This is a genomic window from Chimaeribacter sp. YP20170169 (assembly GCF_056739715.1).
In genome coordinates this window covers 1856996-1880093 of sequence record NZ_CP176824.1, presented here as the reverse complement: position 1 = coordinate 1880093, position 23098 = coordinate 1856996, and the positions used below count along the sequence as shown (strand labels likewise).

At 58.5% G+C, this 23098-nt stretch carries 22 protein-coding genes; 6 read left to right on the top strand and 16 right to left on the bottom strand.

From position 1 onward, the window contains the following. From tssH to ACK3SD_RS08340, 8 genes are all read right to left on the bottom strand, one after another. Window positions 1-2661 carry a type VI secretion system ATPase TssH gene (tssH, locus tag ACK3SD_RS08375; RefSeq protein WP_481127434.1) on the bottom strand — a complete coding sequence of 887 codons (2661 nt, stop codon included), beginning with the start codon at window positions 2659-2661 and terminating at the stop codon, window positions 1-3. Window positions 2662-2894: 233 nt separating this feature from the next. After that, entirely contained in the window at window positions 2895-3386 is a 492-nt protein-coding gene (locus ACK3SD_RS08370; protein WP_481127433.1) for an Hcp family type VI secretion system effector, read from the bottom strand. After that, window positions 3352-5097, bottom strand: a complete 1746-nt coding sequence (locus ACK3SD_RS08365) for an OmpA family protein (RefSeq protein ID WP_481127432.1) — start codon at window positions 5095-5097, stop codon at window positions 3352-3354. Before ACK3SD_RS08365 ends, ACK3SD_RS08370 begins: the two co-directional genes overlap by 35 nt. Beyond that, the gene (gene tssL / locus ACK3SD_RS08360; RefSeq protein ID WP_481127431.1) at window positions 5094-5783 is read right to left on the bottom strand and encodes a type VI secretion system protein TssL, short form; all 690 of its coding nucleotides are present in this window, start codon (window positions 5781-5783) and stop codon (window positions 5094-5096) included. Before tssL ends, ACK3SD_RS08365 begins: the two co-directional genes overlap by 4 nt. Next, entirely contained in the window at window positions 5780-7123 is a 1344-nt protein-coding gene (gene tssK / locus ACK3SD_RS08355) for a type VI secretion system baseplate subunit TssK (protein WP_481127520.1), read from the bottom strand. The genes tssL and tssK overlap by 4 nt, the downstream gene beginning before the upstream one ends. A gap of 10 nt (window positions 7124-7133) precedes the next feature. After that, window positions 7134-8684: a type VI secretion system contractile sheath large subunit gene (tssC, locus tag ACK3SD_RS08350; RefSeq protein ID WP_137763109.1), complete on the bottom strand. Its 1551-nt coding sequence runs from the start codon at window positions 8682-8684 to the stop codon at window positions 7134-7136. Window positions 8685-8710: 26 nt separating this feature from the next. Then, a complete protein-coding gene (tssB, locus tag ACK3SD_RS08345) occupies window positions 8711-9208 on the bottom strand; it encodes a type VI secretion system contractile sheath small subunit (RefSeq protein ID WP_137763108.1) in 498 nt (165 codons plus the stop codon). Window positions 9209-9838: 630 nt separating this feature from the next. Next, window positions 9839-10645 (bottom strand): hypothetical protein, encoded by an 807-nt coding sequence (locus tag ACK3SD_RS08340; RefSeq protein WP_481127430.1) that lies wholly within the window; start codon window positions 10643-10645, stop codon window positions 9839-9841. A 331-nt stretch (window positions 10646-10976) separates the two neighbouring features. Between ACK3SD_RS08340 and nadE the strand changes: the two genes are divergently transcribed. Next, window positions 10977-11804 (top strand): ammonia-dependent NAD(+) synthetase, encoded by an 828-nt coding sequence (gene nadE, locus ACK3SD_RS08335; RefSeq protein WP_481127429.1) that lies wholly within the window; start codon window positions 10977-10979, stop codon window positions 11802-11804. A gap of 124 nt (window positions 11805-11928) precedes the next feature. Further along, window positions 11929-13131 (top strand): multidrug effflux MFS transporter, encoded by a 1203-nt coding sequence (locus ACK3SD_RS08330; RefSeq protein ID WP_481127428.1) that lies wholly within the window; start codon window positions 11929-11931, stop codon window positions 13129-13131. Window positions 13132-13136: 5 nt separating this feature from the next. On the opposite strand, the gene dadX is transcribed toward ACK3SD_RS08330, so the two are convergent. After that, the gene (gene dadX, locus ACK3SD_RS08325) at window positions 13137-14210 is read right to left on the bottom strand and encodes a catabolic alanine racemase DadX (protein WP_137763104.1); all 1074 of its coding nucleotides are present in this window, start codon (window positions 14208-14210) and stop codon (window positions 13137-13139) included. 56 nt (window positions 14211-14266) lie between these two features. Next, window positions 14267-15571, bottom strand: a complete 1305-nt coding sequence (locus ACK3SD_RS08320) for a D-amino acid dehydrogenase (RefSeq protein WP_481127427.1) — start codon at window positions 15569-15571, stop codon at window positions 14267-14269. A 582-nt stretch (window positions 15572-16153) separates the two neighbouring features. On the opposite strand from ACK3SD_RS08320, the gene ACK3SD_RS08315 reads away from it, so the two are divergent. After that, window positions 16154-17683, top strand: coding sequence for a SpoVR family protein (locus ACK3SD_RS08315; protein ID WP_137763102.1), 1530 nt, complete (start codon window positions 16154-16156; stop codon window positions 17681-17683). A gap of 60 nt (window positions 17684-17743) precedes the next feature. Here the strand turns inward: ACK3SD_RS08315 and fadR are convergent, their stop codons facing one another. Next, entirely contained in the window at window positions 17744-18463 is a 720-nt protein-coding gene (gene fadR / locus ACK3SD_RS08310) for a fatty acid metabolism transcriptional regulator FadR (RefSeq protein ID WP_481127426.1), read from the bottom strand. A gap of 281 nt (window positions 18464-18744) precedes the next feature. On the opposite strand from fadR, the gene dsbB reads away from it, so the two are divergent. Beyond that, window positions 18745-19275 (top strand): disulfide bond formation protein DsbB, encoded by a 531-nt coding sequence (dsbB, locus tag ACK3SD_RS08305; protein WP_481127425.1) that lies wholly within the window; start codon window positions 18745-18747, stop codon window positions 19273-19275. A gap of 687 nt (window positions 19276-19962) precedes the next feature. Further along, on the top strand, window positions 19963-20211 hold the full coding sequence (locus ACK3SD_RS08300; RefSeq protein ID WP_481127424.1) for a hypothetical protein: 249 nt from the start codon (window positions 19963-19965) through the stop codon (window positions 20209-20211). A 51-nt stretch (window positions 20212-20262) separates the two neighbouring features. On the opposite strand, the gene ACK3SD_RS08295 is transcribed toward ACK3SD_RS08300, so the two are convergent. The 3 genes from ACK3SD_RS08295 to ACK3SD_RS08285 all read right to left on the bottom strand — a co-directional run bounded on the left by ACK3SD_RS08295 (window position 20263) and on the right by ACK3SD_RS08285 (window position 21452). Then, a complete protein-coding gene (locus ACK3SD_RS08295; protein ID WP_481127423.1) occupies window positions 20263-20694 on the bottom strand; it encodes an OsmC family protein in 432 nt (143 codons plus the stop codon). 297 nt (window positions 20695-20991) lie between these two features. Then, window positions 20992-21192 carry a hypothetical protein gene (locus ACK3SD_RS08290; protein WP_137763097.1) on the bottom strand — a complete coding sequence of 67 codons (201 nt, stop codon included), beginning with the start codon at window positions 21190-21192 and terminating at the stop codon, window positions 20992-20994. A 98-nt stretch (window positions 21193-21290) separates the two neighbouring features. Further along, a complete protein-coding gene (locus tag ACK3SD_RS08285) occupies window positions 21291-21452 on the bottom strand; it encodes a hypothetical protein (protein ID WP_481127422.1) in 162 nt (53 codons plus the stop codon). Between the two features lie 181 nt (window positions 21453-21633). Between ACK3SD_RS08285 and ACK3SD_RS08280 the strand changes: the two genes are divergently transcribed. Then, window positions 21634-21792, top strand: a complete 159-nt coding sequence (locus ACK3SD_RS08280; protein WP_481127421.1) for a hypothetical protein — start codon at window positions 21634-21636, stop codon at window positions 21790-21792. Window positions 21793-21849: 57 nt separating this feature from the next. Here the strand turns inward: ACK3SD_RS08280 and ACK3SD_RS08275 are convergent, their stop codons facing one another. Both ACK3SD_RS08275 and ACK3SD_RS08270 read right to left on the bottom strand, forming a co-directional pair. Continuing rightward, window positions 21850-22296 carry a YcgN family cysteine cluster protein gene (locus ACK3SD_RS08275; protein ID WP_137763096.1) on the bottom strand — a complete coding sequence of 149 codons (447 nt, stop codon included), beginning with the start codon at window positions 22294-22296 and terminating at the stop codon, window positions 21850-21852. A gap of 91 nt (window positions 22297-22387) precedes the next feature. Continuing rightward, the gene (locus ACK3SD_RS08270) at window positions 22388-23044 is read right to left on the bottom strand and encodes a fumarylacetoacetate hydrolase family protein (protein WP_137763095.1); all 657 of its coding nucleotides are present in this window, start codon (window positions 23042-23044) and stop codon (window positions 22388-22390) included. Between the last annotated feature and the right edge of the window lie 54 nt (window positions 23045-23098).

Below are 23098 nucleotides of genomic sequence, written 5' to 3'. Positions count from 1 at the left end.
TCACTCCTTGTTGCTTCCATTCAGATGGCTCTGCTCGCCCAAGTCCAGCACCACGCCCTCCTCCTCGTGCCAGCCAAGGGTCAGAGTGTGTGGTTGCTGCCCCGCGGCCAGATGCGCCAGCAGTTGCTGGCTCAGTACTGGCAGGATCTGTTGGTTGAGCAGGCTATCAATATTGCGCGCGCCAGTGTCTGGCAGCAGACAAGCGGCGGTCAGGGCATCGTACAGGCTCTCTTCAATCTGGCTCCGGATGCCGTAGTGGCGTGTCAGGCGGCCAGTGACCTTCTCGAGTTTCATCTCCACGATGGTGCGCAAGGCACTTTCGTTGAGCGGGCGGTAGAGTACCGTCTGGAAACGTGCCAACAGCGCAGGCTGGAAGTGATCGCGCAGCAGCGGCCGCACTAGCTCGTGGAGATCGGACTCTGTGGCCGCTGGCTGCTCCTCCAACAGTTGCATGATGTGATCGCCGCCGAGGTTGGAGGTCATCAGAATGACGGTATGGCGGAAATCGATCTCGCGCCCTTCGCCGTCACGCATAAAGCCCCGGTCAAAGACCTGATAGAAGAGATTCATCACATCACGGTGCGCTTTTTCGACCTCGTCGAGCAGCACGACGCTGTAGGGACGCTTGCGTACCGCTTCAGTGAGAATGCCCCCCTGACCATAGCCGACGTATCCCGGCGGGGAGCCTTTGAGCTGGGAAACCGTGTGCGGCTCCTGATATTCAGAGAGGTTGAGGGTAATCAGTGACTTTTCACCGCCATACAGACAGTCGGCCAGCGCCAACGCGGTTTCAGTTTTTCCGGTGCCGCTTGGGCCGGCAAGCAGGAAGACGCCTTGGGGGCCATTCTCAGCGGTCAAGCCGGTTTTGGCCGCGCGCAGGCGCTGCGCAATGGCATTCAGCGCGGCGGCCTGACCCACCACCCGTCTGCCCAAATCATCTTCCAGCGATAGCAACTCGCTCTGCTCATCCTTCATCAGGGTCGAGAGCGGTATGCCTGTCCAGTCTGCGATAACGTTGGCAACGGTACGGCTGTCGACATCCACCTGAATCAGTGCCCCCTCTTTTTGCAGCGCGTCCAGTTGCTGTTGTCGTGCCGGTAGCTCCGCCTGACGCTCGCTATCGCGGCGGCACGCCATCAACGCCTCCACCTGCGCCCGCTCCTCAGTCAGGCGCGCCTCCTGCTGCTGCAAGGTGGTGGTCAGCGCCACACGCTGCGTTTCAATCTCCTCCAGACGCTCGCCGGGCAGGCTGCTGCCCGTAGCAATATCATCCCGCAACGCCTGCTCTTCCAGCGCCAGAGCGGTGAGTTGGGCCTTAAGGCAGGTGATCGTTTCTGGCACCGTATCAAGGCTGATGCGGACTCGGGCGGCGGCAGTGTCCAACAGATCTACCGCTTTATCCGGCAGTTGTCGGCCGGTGAGGTAACGGCGGGAGAGCGTGACCGCGGTGCGCACCGCGGCATCGGTGATATGCACGCCGTGGTGCATGGCATAGCGAGATTTCAGGCCGCGCAGCATCAGGCAGGCGGAATCATCATCGGGCTCATCCACGCTCACCCGTTGGAAGCGGCGCTCCAGTGCGGCGTCGCGCTCAAAATATTGCTTGTACTCACTCCAGGTGGTGGCGGCAATGGTTCGCAGCTCCCCGCGCGCCAAAGCAGGTTTCAGCAGGTTGGCCGCATCCGCGCCCCCGGCCTGATTACCGGCGCCAATGATGGTATGCGCCTCATCAATGAACAACAGCACCGGGTTGGGTGACTGCTGTACGGCATCGATGATATTTTTTAGCCGCTGCTCAAACTCCCCTTTCACGCCAGCACCGGCTTGCAACAGCCCAAGATCCAGGGTACGCACACTGACGGTTTTCAGGCTGTCAGGGACGTTGCCCTGCGCAATGCGCAGCGCCAGCCCCTCCACCAGCGCGGTTTTGCCCACGCCCGGCTCACCCACCAAAATGGGGTTATTTTTACGGCGACGGGAGAGGATATCCACCATCTGGCGGATCTCATTGTCGCGGCCAAAAATGGGGTCAATCTCCTCGGCCCGTGCCTTTGCAGTAATGTCCTGAGTGAATCTGTCCAACACGCTCTGCAATGCATCCGCGAGGGCGGGAGAGGCCGTGTCTGTAGGGGAAACCGACGTCACGCCCTCGGCTGCTGGCGACAGGCCTGCCTCCTGTTGCCGTGCTGGCCGTTCATCAGATTGCGCATCCAGCAGCGGGCGCAGCCGCTCCACCTGGCTGATACGCAGGCTCAACAGCGGCCACAGGCTGTTGCAGCTGACCAGTTTAGGATTCTCCACCAGCGCCGCCAGCAAGTGGGCACTCCGGATCTGCGTGTCACCCTCGTCCAGTGACGCCGCCAGCCACGCCTGACGGATCAGGCTCATCAGATTGTCTGCAAGCTGCGGCCGTCCTTTGACGGCGTGCGGCAGGCGATCCAGATGGGCTAGCAGACCTTGCCATAGGTCATCCAGATCCCACTCATAACGGCGGGCGATAACGGTAATGTCGCCCTCGCCCTGCTCCAGCAGTTTCAGGATCAAGTGTTCGGGCGTGATTTCCCTATGCGCCCGGGTTTGGCAAAGGCTGGCTGCCGCTTCCAGCGCGCCGGCGCAGTAAGGGTTGAGGCGTCGTAACAGGGAGGCTGACTGGTGTTCCATGAAGGTTCCTTTCTTCGTATGAGGGTATCTGGTTTCAGGCACGCTACCGCCCGTCGCCATTAACCGGGGCGCATAAGGTCTAGGTTCTGAGGTGTGTTTTGCTTAACGACCGCCGGGCAGGCGTTCAGCAAAAGAGTGCGTCAGGCCAATTTTCTGAACGGGAAGGCGTGAAATGTGGGCCGCCCCGCCAAGATGCCCTGTTCCGGCAGGGGGTGCCGGAACAGGGTGTTGCATCAGGCTGTGGCGCGCTCATTCCAGGAGTCGGAATAGATGATGTTGCCGTCTTTGTAGGTCCAGGTGATTTTTTCGTAACGAAGCTCAATCTGTTCCATATGGTTGTGCTTGTCCTTGGTAGGGTCTTTGACGTCGTACATCACCGGTGTGACGCTCACCAGTTTCACGTTCTCAAGCAGGGTATTGAAATACTCCTCTTCCTGACCGGCTTCGTTGATGCGATACCATTTAAATTCGGCCGATTTCAGGGTCTGGCCACTGGACACCGCCCTATAGAGGTAAGGGGTGGAGCCGTCGGTCTCTTTGGTCAGTATCACCGGCGAATGCACCCGGGTGCCGGTCAGCTTGCCGGTATTGTTGTCGGTTGGAATGTGCAGGTTGTGAGTGAATGCCGTGACCTCAATGCTGCCTTCACGGCCCTGCACGTCGACGGCCCCTTTGATGTGTGCGCCGCCGTCATCTTTCAGCCACAGATAGACTGGAATAGCCATATGTTAATTCTCCATTTAGGTGAGTAGAAGCCTCGGCCGTTCCCGGTGAGGCCAGGTTAGTTGCCGGCAACCGACAGGCATCTGCCTGTGGCACCAGACTGATTTCGACACGCCGGTTAGCCGCGCGGCCAGCCGATGTTTCGTTAGATTGCAAAGGTCGGCTCTCTCCATAGCCCTGTACCGCAAAACAGCTCTCCGGTACGTCGCCGGTGTCGCGCATCCAGTTGCGTACGGAGACTGCCCGCCTTAGCGAAAGCTGTTGGTTGGTACGTTCATCGCCAACATTGTCGGTATGCCCAGCGACGACAATCAGCCAGCCCGGTTTCGCTTTAATATCCACCAGCGAGTTCACCAGCATTTTTGTTGAGCCAGCTTTCAACTCTGCCCGACCAGAATCGAACAGTGACATGCTGTCGAGACGGACAATTTTGGGTGGTTTTGGGGCAGGCTTGGGCGGCGGCGCAGGCGGCGTATAGGTACGGATGACATCCAATATGGGCATTCGCAGCCGGGTGCCTTGATAGAGCCCGAGGCTCAGGCGCAGTGGCTCGCCACCGCGCGCCCACTCATCCAGCTGTGCCAGATCCTGACGCAGCACGTTGACAGCCTCTGCCTTGGGACGGTGGTCATTCATCGGGATACGTTGATAGTGCTGAATGTCAAAGCTCAGGCGTTGCACCAGCTGGCGGTTGTTCCAGCCACTGCTGCACAGCGCAACGATCGCGGCGACGACAAAGAGGGTAAAGCCCCATCGGCAGGCCCGTTGGCGTGGCGTCAGGCCATGTCCTTCCGGTAACAACGGCAAAATAAAGTCAGGTAACAGTGGTGCGTGGGGAAGATCGGTATCCGCTGGCTGCCACCCTGTGACCTGACGCATTGCCGTATGTTGCTGCAACCAGAGTGCCCAGAGGCAGTGCGGCTGTAGGGCATCCATCACGGGCCCCATCCCCCACAGCACCGCCGCAGGTTGCAGACCAGGCATATCCGGGTCACTGTTTGTCAAGGTGGCGACCACATGTTGCTGGAACCAATCCACCAGCGCGTTCATCAGCACCTGGTGTTGGATGGCCTCCGCGCCCCCGGCTTCTAACCAGTTATCGGCCGGGCCGAAGGGCGACACGCCATCCCAGACGCAGAGGCGTTCATTGGGCAACGAAGCCTGCCAGATCATCTGCTTCATCATGGCGCTGCCTGCCACTCCCTGTAGCACCAAGGGAATGGCGAGGCCGCTAGCCCGGCGTAACCGGCCAAGTTTCCAGCGCAGAGACAACAAATGGCTGGTCAGGGTCTCAACGTCATCATGCTGTTGCGGGCAGACCGTCACCATTACTGAGAGTTGACGCCCCCAGTCCGGTCGCAGCCGCAGCACCTGGCGGGCAACCTGTTCGACATCCTGATGCGCGGCCACACGGATCCAGCACCCCTGGCTGGCCGCCAGCACTGCGGTCTCTGCCGGCCAGGGGTGTGGCATGTCGCCGCAGACCAACACCACAGGCTGGCGGTAAGCGGCATTGGGGAGGTGAGCAAGCTGAACCTCTTCATCGGGTTCATGTCGGCGGATGATGACAGCAAAGACAACGCCGGTGAGTCCCCAGATTGCCAGCATTAACAGGGTGGCGGCCAGACGAGGGACAGGCAGAAAACCTTGGCAGACCAGTCCGCTCAGCAGCACTGCCCAGAGCGCCAGCAGGCGCTTTTGTGCCAGACTCATGGCATGGCTCCTGGTAGCAGGGTGGCCAGCAGGTGGTCAAGCCAGCGATTAAGCCCCCACCATAAAGCGGCCAACCCCAGCAGGCTGACGCCAAGGCGTATCGGCCAGGAGGAGATGTACCCACCTTGCGCCCACGTCCGCGAGGCCGCCGCCAGTACTGGCTGGCTCTGCGCCACGGCGAAGGGCGGAACCCGCTCTGTCAGTGCCTTGAGGAGCTTTTCACGGTCGGGATCGTTGAGCGTCCGGTACTCCCCAAGGAACCCCAGCATCATGACCCGGTGAAAGCAGGTGAGCACCGCAAGGTCTGGCGCGGGTTCACGCAGCAGCTCACGCATACGGCCACACAACGTATCTCCGGCCTCAATGGTGCCGAGGAAGTGGCCTTGCAAAGGTATGTCATACCACTGCATACAGGCGTCATCATGACTCCCTCGGCTCTTGACGGCCTCATCCAGCAGGGCGCACTGGGCGATAAGAATGTGCCGGCAGCTGGCCTCATCCATGCCCGCAGCGCGCAACGCCTGCTGTACCTGCTCAACATCGGCCACACACCGCTCCCATAACCTGCGCCCGCCCCCCTCTTCAAACTCAGGCCCATGGCGCAGGCTAATCGCCTGCAGCCAGGTGTTTTGCAGCAGCGCATCAATGTCAGGGGATAAAATTGAACTGCTTTGGTTAGCACTCATGTTCTTAGCACCGCATAGAGTTCAAGTTCTGGATCACCCAGCGTGCCTGGGACGTAAAACATACAGTGCCCGCTCGCCAGCATCTCCTGAGCCGCCGGGTGGCTCAGATCAAGCGAGAAATATTGATTCTCCAAACGCAGGGGAATGGCGGCCGGAACATGGCGCAGCGGGTTAAGGGGAATGCCCTGCCGCGACGCATTGACCAGGCTGGTCACATAATCCGGGCTGCCAACCTTGCACTGCCGCGGGAACTGCTCCTGAATTTGCGCCACCGGCATGGATGAGCGTACCGACAGGTAGTAATCCGCCCCGTCGCGCAAGCGGGGGTCTTGCAACTGGGCGTGCCACTGACGCATTCGCTTGTCGCATGTCAGCTCAATGGCGACTACACGTGACGGCAGGCTGGCCTCCAGCAGATCGCTCAACAGGTCAAACAATGGCGGGAAAACCGCGTTGAGTTGCGTGTGTTGATAGTTCGGAATGGCGCTGACCTTATGCGCAAGGGAGAAGGTCAGTAAGCTGCCGGCCAGACGGGCAAGCTCTGGATAGAGACGTTCGACAGGGCTTTGTGGCGCCTGCCAGAACTGGTTCAACACCGGTTCAGCGCTGTTCAGGGCGTTGAGGAGCCAAAACAGTGAGACGTCCGCGACGGCAAAATCTGCCATCCGCTCATTGCTTTCACGACGCATCGCCATCAGGCGGCTCAAGCGTGCGCGTAGCTGAACCAGAAGTTGCTCCAGGTGGGTCATCAGCCAGCGGCTGCTGTTGATGTTTAACAGGGGCGGCAGGAATGCCTCGTCCAGTATCCAGTTGCCCTGCGAGTCTTGTAGTAAACGCGCTACTGGGCAGGTGAGGTAGTCGCTGTTGTCCTGATGGGCAAACCGCAGGGTCAGCTCTGGTTGAATGACCGCAATCTGGCGATCGTCATCGCCGAAATGGTTGCGGATATCGCGCCAGCGCTGGCGGTAACGCACTGGCCGATCCGCTGTCTCATCCGGCTTCAAGCAGTTGTTTCCATTTGCCCGCAGCAACGGCAATGCCAGTACCACCACCTTCTCTTGCTGTTCACCCTCAAGGAGCAGCGCGGGCGGCAAGGCATCGGCATTGTCCGTATCAATCAGGGTTCCATCCTGGAAACGGACATGCAGCCGGTGCGCCTGCAGGCGGCCAAGCACCAGCATCTGAGGTTCAAAGGAGACGTGCAGAATCCCCCACGGATGGGCCAGGCCCATCCGTGCGATACACTCCTCCGTCCAGGCCGCATAGGCGGCCTGTTGTTGAAAATGCTGGGGTGAGAGCATGATGCCCCGACCCCATAAAGGTTGTTCTGTTTTCACCAGATCCCCTGTCTTACGATTTGGCCTTTGGCATCTGGCTGACCAGTGACAAGTTGACGTCCATCCCTTCCACCTGGAAGTGCGGCACGGCGTAGAGTTTCACGCGGAAGAAGCCAGGGTTGTCCTCGATATCCTCCACCACCACTTTTGCGTCGCGCAGCGGGTGTGAAGCTTGCAGCTCGTCGCCTGGATCGGTCATTTCAGTGACCAGCGTGCGCACCCAGGTATTCAGTTCCAGCTCCAACAGGCGGCGATCCTTGGTAGTACCGATGTTTTCGCGCTGAATCAGCTTCAGGTAGTGGGCAATGCGGGACAGCAGGAAGATGTAGGGCAGGCGCGCATTGATGCGGCTGTTTGCCGTGGCATCCGGGGCATCAAACAGCGCCGGTTTCTGGGCGGAGTTGGCCGAGAAGAAGCAGGCGTAGTCACGGTTTTTGTAGAACGAGAGCGGGATGAAACCGAGGTTGGCGAACTCAAACTCACGGGTTTCAGGAATCATCACCTCAGAGGGGATTTTCACCTGGCTGCCCGTGCCGAGATCGTACAGGTGGATCGGCAGATCCGTGACCGCCCCACCCGCCTGCGGCCCACGAATCTGGACACACCAGCCATTTTTGATGAAGCTGCGCACCATGTTGGCGGCAAAGGCGAACGCGGCGCTGGTCCAGAGGTACTTCTCATGATCCGGGCCTTTCACCTGCTCAACGTAGTTGAAGCTGCGCACCGGCACCGTGTCCGGGCCATACGGCAGGCGACCCAGCACACGCGGCATGGTCAGGCCGATGTAGCGGGCGTCATCGGTGTCACGGAACGCTTTCCACTTGATGTATTCGGCACGGTCAAAGTAGTTGCCGATGTCCTTGATGGCAGCCACCTCCTCCATCGACTCTTTCATGAAGAATTTCGGGCCAACGGTGCCAATGAAAGGCATGTGGGCGGATGCCGCCACCTTGGAGATGTTGCGCAGCAGCGCCACATCTTGCGCCGAGGCATCAAACTCATAGGAGGAGACCAATGCCGCCACCGGTTCGCCGCCGGGGGTGTCATACTCCTGGGTGTAGGTGTGGTAATAGAGGCCGCTCTGGACAATCTCTGGCGCATCCTCAAAGTCCTGGCGCAGATCCTCTTTGGAGACATCCAGGATCTCGGTCTTGACGTTCTGGCGGTAATCGGTGCGGTCCACCAGGTGTTTCAGCCCGCGCCACAGCGACTCCACCTGCTGGAACTCTGGGTGGTGCATCACTTGATCCAACTGGCGGCTGATCTGGTAATCCAGTTCGGCGATGTGGTGATCCAGCAGTGCTTTATCCAGCTTCTCCACTTTTTGGCGGGAGAGGTGCAGGCGGGTGAGGAACACCTGCACGGCCGCGGTGACGCGCTCATCGGCACTGGCGTCGGCCATGGCCTGATTGTCCTGCCAGACGTTCAAATCACGCAGCTCGGCAACCGGCTTCAGGTTAATTTTGTCAAACAGAGAGGCATAGACGCCACCCGCATGAGGCTGTTCCACGACAGCGGTGCTACCGGCGGCAGAGAGGGTTTCGTTTTTTACAGACATCAGCATAATCCTGTGTTATTCCATGAAAAGCATCAGGCTTCTTTCGACGCCAGCGCCGAAATCTCGTCACGCAAATCGTCGCTCAGGGCCGGATCCTTCAGGATGGCCTCCAGCTCTTTACGGAAGGTGGTGTTGTCCAGCAGGTTGGATTTGAGGTCGCGTAATAGGTTGCGCATCGCGAGCATCGCCTTGAGCTGTGGGATCTGCCGCGCTACCCGCTCCGGTTCAAAGTCCTTCATCTCGTTGAACACCAGCTTTACGCTCTCTTCACTGCCATCGCCGGCCAGCGTGTTCTCGACGGTAAGGTTGACGCAGGGATGGAGGTCTGACAGGACGCTGTCAAAATTATTTTTGTCGATATTCATTTTCTCGCGTTCAGAGATTGGCCGGTGCTCCTGACCGTGGCTGAAATCCCCTGCCACCAGCAGTTTCAGCGGCAGCTCGACTTTCTTTTGCGCCCCACCGGTGTGCAGGTCGAGTTTAATATTGACGCGGGCCTTGGGTATTTCCGACTGGAAAGACTCTGACATGAAATAATCCTTTTAATCGCAATGAGAAGTGAGGAATGCCCAACAAAACAGTGCGCCAACTTTTATGCGCGCAGGCATAAAACGAGCGCAGAGTGGCAGGCGTAATTAACTAAGAAATAGCGCGCATTGTGGTAACAGTACGCCGTCAGGGTGCTCATCCTATATTCAAAAATAAGCCTAATCAAGCGCACCCATCCCTCTAAAAACAGCAAGATAGGGCATAATTTGTTACTGAATGGTTGCGAGTAAGCCTAGCAAGAAAAGCCGTTTTTTTTGCCAACCCGTCTGCCATCAGGCATAGCGCAGACTTTTTCCCAAATCGACAGGGTTTTTGAGAAAAGCCTATTTTTAGTCTGACTTTAAAAAAGATGGACGTCTTTTGACATTAATCAAAAATGGTAGATTTTATGGATGAATTTATCATTATTAATTTATATACAAGGCCAATATATTTCCATCGGGTTACTTTATAATTAAATACCCAGCTGTTACGCCTGGTGCAATAATTTACTTCGGAATCATTTTTCCTTCGATTAATAACTGAGCGTTATCGCTAAGTAATAAAAACGCCCCGATAAAATCGGGGCGTGATGCGGGCAGTGCTTTCGTCAGCCGGGTTTACTTAGGCTGTTAGGGAAACATTGACTTCATCCCCTCGCCATCTGCCTCCTCTTCACGCTCACGCTCCGCCAGCGCTTCAAAGGCCATCGCGGTGGCCGGATCAAACAGGGAGAGCGTCTCAATCTGGTTGAGCATGATCACCTTGCGAAAGTAGAGCGCAGAGATGGGTTCCGACGCTGGCGTAATGCCATGTTTCTGGTAGTAGCTGGCGTAGTTGTGCTCGACCTGCATCTTTTGCGTCTCTGGGTCGCGGAAGCCGCTCACCATCGGGATCAGCACCACATTGTCGGTGGAGCCGCTTTCGCAGCGCAGCGTATGCACCATGCCGATGTAGACACGCCGAGAACGCAGCGTGACAAACACTAAATCGCCTTGGTCCATGCACTGATAGAGCAGCCCCTCTACGCCATTGGAGCGGGTCAATTGCTGGTAGAGGCTCTTGCGCCCGGCCGGGTCGAGGTTGCGGCTGCGTGACCAGGAGGTGCAGAACAGACAGAGCAGCACTGACACCGCCAGCATGATCACGACCGGTGCCTGAATGCCAAGGAAACTCCACATAATAAAGTCGCGCTGGAGTTGCAGTTCATCCGAGAGCAACCCTGGGATGTGGTTCATCAGACCTGAAAAGCCCCATAGCAGCAGGTAGACGATGGCGATGACCAGCACGCCCTGAAGCACGAAGATGCAGCCATAGAGCGCCACCACAAAGTAGACGTCCCAGCCAAAGGTGCGCTTGAGTTTAAAGCGTGATGACACATCACGCGTGGTGTACCAGTACCCGCACACCATCAAAACCATAAAGATTGCCGTTCCCATCAGTCAGCCCCCTCCCCGCATTGGCCAACGGCCAACATGGGCAAGCATCGGGCTTGCGCGTTCTGCATATCTCCTCCTGGTGTTTTCCATGTGAATGAATAGCGTGGACACCGCCGGGCGGGGCCGAGTTCCTCGGGTTCCCGGAATGGCGCGGCGGCCCGTTAAGCATAGTTAACCTGCTGGATAACCGGCGGATTATCTGCTCAATGTCCACCCGCTTGCGCGTGGCAGGCGCGATCGCGCCTTGTCCTTTCCGATCTGCCGGGTTAGTTTTATAACTAGAATGAAAAGCGTTTATCCGCAATTAACCCGCATTCAGGAGGAAGTGGTCATGGCATTGCAACAAGAGATCATCGAGGCGCTCAAGGTAAAACCACAGATTGATGCGAAGGAGGAGATCCGCCGCAGCGTTGACTTCCTGAAAGCCTATCTTCAATCGGCATCGCTGAAAACACTGGTGCTGGGCATCAGCGGCGGCCAGGATTCGACCCTGACTGGCAAGCTGTGCCAGCTGGCGATTGACGAGTTGCGTGAAGAGAGCGGCAGCGAAACGTACCAATTTATCGGTGTGCGCCTGCCCTACGGCAACCAAGCGGATGAGTCTGATTGTCAGGACGCCATCAATTTCATCAAGCCGAGCCGGGTGCTGACGGTTAATATCAAGGAGTCGGTGCTGGCGAGTGAGGCTGCGCTGCGTAAGGCAGGCATTGAACTGAGCGATTTTGTCAAAGGCAATGAGAAGGCGCGTGAGCGCATGAAAGCCCAGTACAGCATCGCCAGCATGACGCAGGGGCTGGTGGTAGGGACAGACCACGCTGCAGAGGCGGTCACCGGCTTCTATACCAAGTATGGCGATGGCGGCACCGACATTAACCCCATCTTCCGCCTTAACAAACGTCAGGGCAAAGCGCTGCTGGCCGAGCTGGGCTGCCCCGAGCACCTCTACAAAAAGGTGCCAACGGCAGATCTGGAGGAGGATCGCCCCGGCCTGCCGGATGAGGTGGCATTGGGCGTGACCTATGAGATGATTGATGATTATCTGGAAGGCAAACAGGTTGAGCCAAACGTGGCGGCGATCATTGAGCGTTGGTATACCCGTACCGAGCACAAGCGCCAGCTGCCGGTCACGGTGTTTGACGACTTCTGGAAGAAAAAATAAGCCCGGCGGCCATCGCGCCGCCCCTGCCCTTTTTTTGACGCGCCGCCCTTCGCGGCGCGTTTCTTTTGCCAGCCGCCCAGATACACAGGCGGCCGGCTGCCGCTGAGGAAGTGTTGTTTACGTTATGCAAAAATTTTTACTGCTGTTGTTGTCCATTGTCCTGCTTGGCCCGCTGGGCATTGATCTCTACCTGCCGACCATCCCGGCGATTGCCGAGGGGCTGGGCACGCCACAATCGGTGATTCAGGCGACCATTTCACTGTTTATTCTGGTGCTCGGTGCCGGGCAGCTGGTGGCTGGCCCGCTGGTGGATAACTATGGCCGCAAACCCGTGGCACTGGCCGGCATCGCGCTCTACCTGGCCGGGGCCGTGGTCGCGGCACTGGCGGTCAGCCCGGCGATGTTTATCGCCTCGCGGCTGATCCAGGGGGTGGCGGTCTGCTGCACCGCCGTGGTGGCCTTCACCGGCGTGCGTGACCGGCTGAACGGCGAAGACGCGGCGCGTGCGTTTGGCTTCCTGAATGGCACGCTCAACATTGTGCCGGCGCTGGCACCCTTGCTGGGCGGCCTGCTGGCGGAGGCGTTTGGCTGGCGCGCGCCCTTCTGGTTCCTTGGCGGCTATGCGGTGGCGGTGTTTATCCTGATTGCGCTGCTGATGCCCGAGACACGCCCGGCGGATACAGTACCGGTGCGCGGCCTGCCGCTGCGCCAGTATGGCGCGATTTTACGCGATCGCCGTTTCGTCACCTTCGCGCTGGTCAACGCCGGGGCGATGGGCATGGCGCTGACCTATGTGTCGCTGGCCCCTACGGTCTTGATGGGTGACGGCGGGCTGTCGCCGCTGCACTTCTCGCTGGCCTTTGGCGCGAACGGTTTCTGGATTTTGTTGGTGAGCATCATCGCCAACCGCGTGATCCACAAGATGGGCCGCCCGCTCTGTCTGGCAATCGGCAGTGTGCTGATGCTGGTGGGCGCGGCCGGACTGACGTTGGGTATGGCGCTGCTGCCAGCCACCGTGCAGCCACAGTGGTGGGTCTATATGCTGCCGGTCGCCGCGGCCTGTGCCGGGCTGGCGTTTATGATGGGGCCAGCCACCAGCTACGCGCTGGAGCCGTATGGCAGTGAGGCAGGCGTTGCCTCGGCGCTGGTGGGCTTTGTGCAGATGGCAGGCGGCTCGGTGCTTGGGCTGGCAGCGATGGCACTGCCGCTGGCCCCGAAACTCTCTCTGGCGGTGATGATGCTGGCCGGTTGCCTGCTGGCGCTGCGTGCCCGCCGGTTGAGTAAAACCCTGCGCGGCCAGATCACCTCATTGAAGTCGGACGCCTGACCGCCCTAGCCGTGGTAATGGAACGGCACCCTGGCCGTCACCGCTGTCAGTAGCTCATAACCGAGCGTATCAGCGGCGGCGGCCACCTCATCTACCCGCACTTGCTCCCCCCACAACTCCACCGGCGAGCCAATCTGGGCCGCTGGACAGGGCGTCAGATCCACCGCCAGCATATCCATAGAGACCCGCCCAAGGGTGCGCGTCATCACGCCTCCTACGCTGATCGGCGTACCGGTCGGCGCGTGCCGCGGGTAGCCGTCGGCATAGCCACATGCCACCACGCCCATGCGCTGCGGGCCGTCAGCCGTGTAGCGTGCGCCATAGCCGACGCGGTCACCGGCGCGCAGTTGCTGGATGCCAATAATCTCGCTGGTCAGGCTCATGGCAGGCCGCAGGCCGGTAGCAGCGATGTCCTGCGCCACGCCGCTTGGCGACGCGCCATACAAAATAATGCCCGGCCTGACCGCCGCATGGTGAGTCTGCGGGTGCCAGAGGGTGGCGGCCGAGTTGGCGAGGCAGCGCGGCAATGGCACATCGCGCCCTACCTGTTCAATCACCGCGTACTGCTCACTCACCCCTTCCGGAGCATCCGCCAACGCGAAGTGGCTCATCAGCGTCAGGTTGCCCACCTGTGGCAGCGCCTTCAGCCGTTGCCAGGCCGCTGGCAGCGCATCTGGCGCAAAGCCTAAGCGGTTCATGCCGCTGTTGAGCTTCAAGTAGACATCCAGCGGTGCGGAGAGCCGGGCCTGTGCCAGCGCCTCTACCTGCCAGGCGCTGTGGACGGCGGTGGTAAGGCGGTAGCGATCCAGCAGTGCCAGATCCTCGGCGGCGAAAAAGCCCTCCAGCAACAGGATCGGCCCCTGCCAGCCCGCCTCGCGCAGCGTGATGGCCTCCTCATAGTTCAGCAGCGCATAGCCATCAGCCTGATCGAAAGCCTGCCACATCTGGCGCAGGCCGTGGCCATAGGCATTGGCCTTTACCACGGCCCACAGGTGGGCAGCGGGCGCGGCGCGGCGCGCCACGCCAAGGTTGTGGCGCAGGGCATCCAGGTGAACGGTCGCGGATATCGGACGCGGCATGACAATCTTCCCTCTGTAAACGTGTGTGCCCGGAGGCAGTCAATAGTGAGCTGGCCTTAGCTGACCGGGTGAATGCGGCCCGCACCGGGGCGTACCGTGGCCTGGAATCCTTCCAGATAACGTGCGACCGAGAGATCCTCATACGGGATGGCCGGTGTCACGCCAGAGACGATGTCCGCCAGCAACTGCCCGGAGCCGCAGGCCATCGTCCAGCCCAGCGTGCCGTGGCCGGTGTTGAGGAAGAGGTTCTTCAGCGGCGTGCGGCCCACCACCGGCGTGCCATCCGGCGTCATCGGGCGCAGGCCGGTCCAGAAGGTGGCCTGCTCGACGTTGCCGCCACGCGGGTAGAGATCCTTGACCACCATCTCCAGCGTTTCGCGGCGCGCCTGCATCAGGCCGGTGTTGAAGCCGACAATCTCTGCCATGCCGCCCACGCGGATGCGGTTGTCAAACCGGGTGATGGCGATTTTGTAGGTCTCATCCAATACCGTAGAGTGTGGCGCGCCCGCCGGATCAGTGATTGGGATGGTCAGCGAGTAACCTTTCAGCGGGTAGACCGGGATGGAGACCACCCCTCTCAACAGCGCCGTGGAGTAGGAGCCAAAGGCCACCACATAGCTGTCAGCCGTCAGGGTTTCATTGCCGCACTGGACGCCACGGATGCGATCCCCCTCCACCAGCAGGCGATCCACATTGCGGTCAAACAGGAAGGTAACGCCTGCCTGCTTCGCCATCTCCGCCAGCTGGCGGGTAAAGAGTTGGCAGTCGCCGGTTTCATCGTTCGGCAGGCGCAGCCCGCCGGTCAACTTGTGCGCCACCCCGGCCAGTGCTGGCTCCACGCTTGCCAGTTGGGCCGCCTCGAGCAGTTGGTAAGGCACCCCGGCCTCCTGCAACACCGCGATATCCTTGCTGGCATTCTCATACTGCTGGGCCGTGCGGAACAGCTGCAACGTGCCACCCTGCCGCCCCTCATACTGGATGTGGGTCTCCTGGCGCAGCGCCTTCAGGCAGTCGCGGCTGTACTCTGACAGGCGTACCATGCGCCCTTTGTTGGTCTGGTAATGGGACATGTCGCAGTTGCGCAGCATCTGCCACATCCAGCGCAGCTGGAAGCCACTGCCGTCAAGGCGGATCGCCAACGGCGCGTGGCGCTGGAACATCCACTTGACCGCCTTGAGCGGCACGCCGGGCGCGGCCCAGGGGGCAGCGTAACCCGGTGAAATCTGCCCGGCGTTGCCGGCACTGGTCTCCTCCGCCGGGCCGCTCTGGCGATCGATGACGGTCACCTCATGCCCTGCTTTCGCCAGATACCAGGCGCTGGCCACGCCGACGACGCCACTTCCCAAAACCAACACACGCATAGCGATCTCACCTTTGGCTTGATAAAGCACAATCTTCTGTTAACGACAAATTAACGCAACAGAAAAAACCATCCAACAATATCCACGATAGTCGTGACTGTTTTCACAAATATTTATCCTTTATCACCCGATATTTTTCAATAGCCGTGATCAAATAGCGATAAGATCCGGCTCAGGCCCCCTGCAAGCAGAAATCTGGTACTTTTTTGCTGTCAATGACAGCACTGACAGCGGCGAACGGATCGGCCTGCCAGCGAGGCTTTTTTACCGCAGCTTGTTTCAGCCCATCGTCACATACGCAGCATTTAATATCGCTACAGTGGGCAGTTGCCCCATACTTATTGTTGCACCCCGCTGGAAAGCGCCTGACAGATGGCGGATGATAGGCTTTGGCCCTGCCTGCCGCGGCCTGTGGGCGGATAGGTGCAGCTGGCGCGTATCGCGCTAACCGGCTGCTTTTTCTGGCGGAGTGTGAGGCTGGATAGCCTGCCACCGGCGGTGGCCTAACCCGATGTGTAAAGTTTGAGCTACGATTGATAGTGGGCCGGCAAGATCAGGCCAAACAACAATGAGGGTGCGCTGATGACGATGACGCAAGAGCAGATTAAACAGGAACGCCTGAGTGATGGCCCGGACTGGACATTCGAGCTGCTTCAGGTCTATCTGGAACAGATTGATCGGGTGGCCAAACTCTACCGACTGGACACCTATCCCCACCAGATCGAGGTGATTACCTCTGAGCAGATGATGGACGCCTACTCCAGTATCGGCATGCCCATCAACTATACCCACTGGTCGTTCGGCAAAAAGTTCATCGAGACGGAGCAGCGCTACAAGCATGGCCAGCAGGGGCTAGCGTATGAGATTGTGATCAACTCTAACCCCTGTATCGCCTATCTGATGGAAGAGAACACCATGACCATGCAGGCGCTGGTGATGGCCCACGCCTGCTATGGTCACAACTCCTTCTTCAAGAATAACTACCTGTTCCGCAGCTGGACAGATGCCGGCTCCATCGTTGACTACCTACTGTTCGCCCGCCACTACATCAGCGAGTGCGAGGAGCGCTATGGCGTGGATGAGGTGGAGAAGCTGCTCGACTCCTGCCATGCGCTGATGAACTATGGCGTGGACCGCTACAAACGCCCGCAGAAGATCTCCTTGCAAGAGGAGCGCGCCCGGCAGAAGAGTCGCGAGGAGTACCTGCAAAGCCAGGTGAACTCGCTGTGGCGTACCCTGCCACGCCGTGAGCGCGAAGAGGCACCAGAAGTGGCGCGCCGCTTCCCGGCCGAGCCGCAGGAGAACTTGCTCTACTTCATGGAGAAGAACGCCCCGCTGCTGGAGCCGTGGCAACGTGAGGTGCTGCGCATCGTGCGCAAGATTAGCCAGTACTTCTATCCGCAGAAGCAGACCCAGGTGATGAATGAGGGGTGGGCCACCTTCTGGCACTACACCATCCTGAACCACATGTATGATGAGGGGCTGGTCAGCGAGCGCTTCATGATGGAGTTCCTGCACAGCCACACCAACGTGGTCTACCAACCGCCCTACAACAGCCCCTACTACAGCGGCATCAACCCCTACGCGCTGGGCTTTGCCATGTTCCAGGACATCAAACGCATCTGCCAGAACCCGACGGAGGAGGATCGCTACTGGTTCCCGGACATCGCTGGCTCTGACTGGCTGGATACCCTGCACTTCGCGATGCGTGATTTCAAGGATGAGAGCTTTATCAGCCAGTTCCTGTCGCCCAAGGTGATGCGCGACTTCCGGCTGTTCACCGTGCTGGATGACGATCACAACAACTACCTAGAGATCGCCGCCATCCATAATGAGGAGGGTTACCGTGCCATTCGCCAGTCGCTGTCGGCACAGTACAACCTCAGCAACCATGAGCCGAATATCCAGGTCTGGAACGTTGACCTGCGTGGCGATCGCTCCCTCACGCTGCGTTACATCCCGCATGAGCGCGCGCCGCTGGACAAGAGCCGTCGGGAGGTGATGAAGCATATCCACCGCCTGTGGGGCTTTGATGTCTACATGGAGCAGAAAAATGATGATGGCAGCGTGGAGCTGCTGGATCGCTGCCCGCCGCGCACCTCGCCACTCTGATGACCGGCCAACAAAAAGGGCGCCTGCGGGCGCCCTTTTTATTACATGCGGATTGCGTACTTAGCGGCGGATCTCCGCGATATCACGCGGGATGGCACCCTGCATACCGTGCCAGATGGCGCCACTCTCCTTGCCGTAGTTGCGCACGCACTCCATCACCTGATCGTGCATGTTGTCGCGGCTCAGCGCCGAGAGACGCTCATAGAAGTCCAGCGCCAGCTTGCGGGCCTCCGGGTTGGAGAAGTAGTAACGCCCAACGCGCATATAGAGGCCGCGCAGGCCGTTGAGGATCAGGCCATAGATCGGGTTGCCGGAAGCAAACGCCAGCCCACGGAAGATACCGTAATCCAGCTCGGCAAACGCATCCGCATTGTCCTCCACGGCAGAGGCCTGCTCGAGGATTTCACACGCCTGCTCCGGGTGGTGGCGCACTGCGGTGCGGATAAAGAGCGAGGCGATATTGGTGCGCACCGCCAGCAGGTTGTCGATCAGCTGCGGCACGCTGTCATGATCGAGGCGAGCCAGCGTCTCCAGGATGTTCAACCCGGAGGTCTCCCAGAAGTTGTTGACCCGCGTGGGTTTGCCGTGCTGGATCGTCAGCCAGCCATCGCGTGCCAGACGCTGCAAGACTTCACGCAGCGTGGTGCGGGTGACCCCGATCAGCTCTGACAGCTCACGCTCCGCGGGCAAAATAGAGCCAGGGGGGAAGCGATTATTCCAGATACTCTCAATAATGTACTCTTCCGCGAAACCGGCAGGACTTTGCGCCTTTATAACCATGTATTTAACGTTCCGTAGCGACATATATAAGCCAAATATTTCAGCTCATCATACCAGACGTCCAGGCCAGGTTATAGCACCAAAAGCTAACATTAACTGAATGCCTGCGCAGTGGCTTGCCGCCGCCCCTGTTCATGCCAGGGCGTGTGGGCGCGGCATTTATCCCTAAAAAACCCTGCCTCATTTACCGCTTTTTACGCATATTTGTGCAACGGTGGCTGGCAGCGCCAGCAATTTGGTTTACACTGCCGCTCAGACAGTTATCGCATGGACAGGACATTATGTTGCACTTTCTAAACCGTTGCTCCCGGGGGCGCGGTGCCTGGTTATTACTTGCTTTTGCCGCAGTGGTGCTGGAACTGACTGCCCTCTATTTCCAGCATGTGATGATGCTAAAACCCTGTGTCATGTGCATCTATGAGCGCTGCGCACTGTTCGGGGTCATGCTGGCCGCACTGGTGGGCGCACTGGCCCCGGCGACGCCGCTGCGCTTCGTGGCAATGGCCGGCTGGATCTACAGCGCGTGGGAGGGCATTCGCTTGTCATGGGAGCACACCATGATTCAGCTCCACCCCTCGCCTTTTGCCACCTGCGATTTTGCCGCCCGTTTCCCAAGCTGGCTGCCGCTGGACAAATGGTTGCCCAGCGTGTTTGTCGCCACGGGCGATTGCGCGGAGAAGCAGTGGGAGTTCCTCTCACTCAGTATGCCGCAGTGGCTGGTGGTGGTGTTCGCCATATTTATGCTGATTGCCCTGCTGGTCGTACTGGCACAGTTCTTCCCGCCCCGACGCCGCGACCTCTTTAACCGCTAAAAAGACGGCGCCTGCGGGCGCCGTCTTTATGCACATTTATCATATCCATTCATAAATACTATCATATCGATAGAAGCAACCGATTTACTTAAATTCCTTGCCTATGGCATTGTCTTTACAGATAAAAGCGAAGCAATGTCTGCCCAACACCAGGTTTTCCCGCAGTACCTGAAAAAAATAGCCCGCCCAAGAGCGGGTTTTTCTTTGCATAAACTTCTTCAATTCTCGCCCCGCCAGCAGGGTAAAATTCTTATAAAAATTTAAAATTCAAATAGTTATTGATAATTAAATAACAAGCGTTATTATTACGCGGTGATTATTAACCCCTTTGAATAATCACGCTATAGGATACCTCTTGTAGCGGATAATCTATCCGGCGCGCATCATGCGGGCTTTTTTTGAGACTTCTACCAGTTTCAATCTGGCTACTGGCTGGCTACTATCATGGGGTGGGCGCAGATCCACTTCTAATGATCGGTACTATCCCTACGCCCGCTATCCGTTGTGGGCTTTTTTCTTTCTACTTCCCGCCATTTGCTTTCATTCCCACGCCCCTGCTGGGCCGAGCCTCTACGTCTCCATCGCGCGCGATTACGCCTTTTTGCGTATTCGGTCAAATCATATCTTCAATTGAACCGATAAATATCAAGCATATACTTCGTGCCGGATTCTATGGAGATAACAACAATGCTAAGAGATCACCTGCACCTCACCGAACAGGATACGCTGGAACAGATCCACCATACCCGCCTGCCCAATCAGGGCCAGGAGGAGATCACGGTTTACCAGATCCGCAATGGCGCTGGACGCATCACCGGCACTGTCTCGGTCTTTGATCGATTGAACACGCGCCGCTCCTACCCGGTGGATGTACGCATCACCCAGCAGGACGTAGAGGGAACAGTGGTCGTGGATAAGCTGACGGATCGGCTATAGGCCGCAAGGCTGGCAGAGACTGCCCCGCCCAAGCGGACGGGGCGGCAGGGATCAGTTGTGCAGTTTGTAGTCGAGCGTAATGTCCGCGTTGATCAGTTGTGACACCGGGCAGCCCGCCTTCGCTTTATTGATCAGGGACTCAAACTCCCCCTCCTCAATGCCCGGCAGCGTTACTTCGCTCTGGAGAGCCACTTTCGTGATTTTGTAGCCCTCACCCACTTTGTCCAGTGAGACATCCGCAACAGTATCGATGCTCTCCGGCGTATAGCCCGCTTCACCCAGGATCAGTGACAGCGCCATAGAGAAACAGGCCGAGTGCGCGGCCCCGATCAGCTCTTCCGGGTTGGTGCCCGGCTTGCCCTCAAAACGGGTATTGAAGCCATACGGCTGCTGGTTGAGCGCGCCGCTCTCCGTGGAGATATGGCCCTTACCACGTTTGATGTCGCCTTCCCAATGCGCTTGCCCTTTCTTATGAATGGTCATCGTCGTCCTCCGTTCGGTTATACATAACACTTCAGTGTAGTAGGAAATTTTCAAGATGGTGGCAACCACGGCGCGATGCCTGCCCAGCCCACGCCAGCCGCTGGCTCAGCGGCGGGCGGGCTTTGTCACAAAATGTTGCCACCTGCCGCAGGCGACGGCGGTTTGAGCCATTTCTTGCCCTGACTGCGTGAGAAATTTTTATCGTGCTAAGGGGATAAAAGGGGAAAAAGCGGGAAAATCATCAGGCCCAGGGATGGGCCTGTGAGGGCGCAACGTATGCGACACGCATCAGCAAGCTTACTCCACCTGATACGGGTCCTCTTTATCATCATCGCTGTCATCCCGTTTTCTGGGGATCTCCCCCTCTTCATCCGGCGGCGTATTGACCGGGATATCATCCTCTTCATAAGGATTGGGGACGTGGGGCGCATCTTCCGGCAGGCCATGGTTTTCATGATCGTCCGGGAATGGCGCATTGTGATCGGGGCGTTCAGACATTGCATTACCTCCATTAACCCAACATAGGTTAATGAAGTATAGACTCTTTTCAGGCCGCCGTTTTCCTGACTACGCCTACTGGCCGCTCGGCCGACACCTTAGCGGGGCCGCCGACGGGCCGAAGCCAGACTGAACCATGCACACAGCACCGCAAAGAAGAAGAGAATCAACGCATGCAGCCATAGGCCGGAGATGACCCGCATGATGGCGCCGATCAGGAATGCCAGCGCAAATATCGCGAACAGGATGACTTTATTCATGCTCCCCTCTCTTCATGGCCTTGTCTGCGTCAATCATAGCCTGTATGGGAACGTTGTGCCGCCAGACCAGCCACAAAGCCGAGGTTTCCTGTCAGCGATCAGGGATCTTTGCTAAGGTAATGGCGCTTTCGCGCCGAAAGAGCGGTTGCCGGGCGGTTACCATGACAATCAAGGAGAGCAGATGTCTACATTCACTATCATTGCCATTCCCCAACTGGTGTTAGCGTGCGCCATGCTGGCGCTGGCGGCCACCCAGAAGCAGAAAGCCTTTTGGATTGTAGGAGGCGTGTTTACGGTGTCCGGGATGGTGAATGCCATCATCGGCATTAGCCTGACCTGATTCATCCTGTTTGCCTGCCGAATGGGGGCATTCGGCATCAGCAATGGGGTGCCGGGCTTAGCGCGCCCAGTCCGGTTTATTCAGGATGTGATCCTGCCAGTCCACCACCTCACTTTCGCGCACGGCAATGTTGCGCACTGAGATGCGTTCACCATGCATCGCGGCCTTGGAACCGGTGAGCAACGGGTGCCAGGGCAGCAGCGTTTTGCCCTCACCAATCAGGCGATAGGCACAGGTCGGCGGCAGCCAGTCAAACGTCGTGAGGTTCTCGCGCGTCAGCTTGATGCAATCCTCTTCCAGCTCAAAGCGACGCTCATAGTTACGGCACTGGCAGGATTTGATATTAAGCTGGTTGCAGGCAACGTTGGTGAAGTAGAGCTCGTCCGTATCCTCATCAATCAGCTTGTGCAGGCAGCACTGCCCGCAGCCGTCACACAACGATTCCCATTCACCGTCCGTCATCTCGGACAAGGTTTTTTGCTGCCAGAAAGGGAGTTGGGACATATGCGATACCTGATAAGTGAAAAGACGCAGCCTATATAGACCCTTTGCGCCCTAGATGCAAGTTTTCCGCCCCCAGCGGGGCGGAAAGCGATCACAGTACGCGGGTGGTCAGGCTGTGGTCGTTGAGGGAGATCTCCAGCGCGTCGCCGGCGGCCAGTGGGCCAACGCCCTCCGGGGTGCCGGTCAGGATGATATCGCCGGGACGCAGGGTGAAGAATTTGCTCATGTAGCTGATGAGCGGCAGAATCGGGGTGATCATGTCTGCGGTGGTGCCCTGCTGGCGCACGTCGCCATTGACGGCCAATTTCAGCGTAGCCTGTTGCGGGTCACCAAACTCCGCCACCGGGATAAAGCCAGACACCGGGCTGGAGCCATCAAACCCCTTGGCCTTCTCCCACGGCTGGCCAGCCTTTTTGAACTCCGCTTGCAGGTCGCGCAGCGTCAGATCCAGCGCCACCCCATAGCCAGCGATGGCGCTGGCAACCCGCTCCTCACTGGCCTGTTTCAGCGGCGAGCCAATCAATACGGCCAGCTCCACCTCATGGTGCACGGAACCGAACTCTTTCGGTATGGCAATTGGCTGGCGCAGATCGCACAGGGCGGTCTCTGGCTTGATGAACAGCACCGGCTCAGCCGACGCCTGATTGCCCATCTCTTTAATATGCTTGGCATAGTTACTGCCAACACAGACCACTTTACTGACCGGGTAATCCAGCAGACAGCCCTGCCAGTCACGATGTTGATACATGCCCTTCTCCTGCGTAAACACGTTAGCAACCGGCCCATTGTGCGGGCCAGTCCG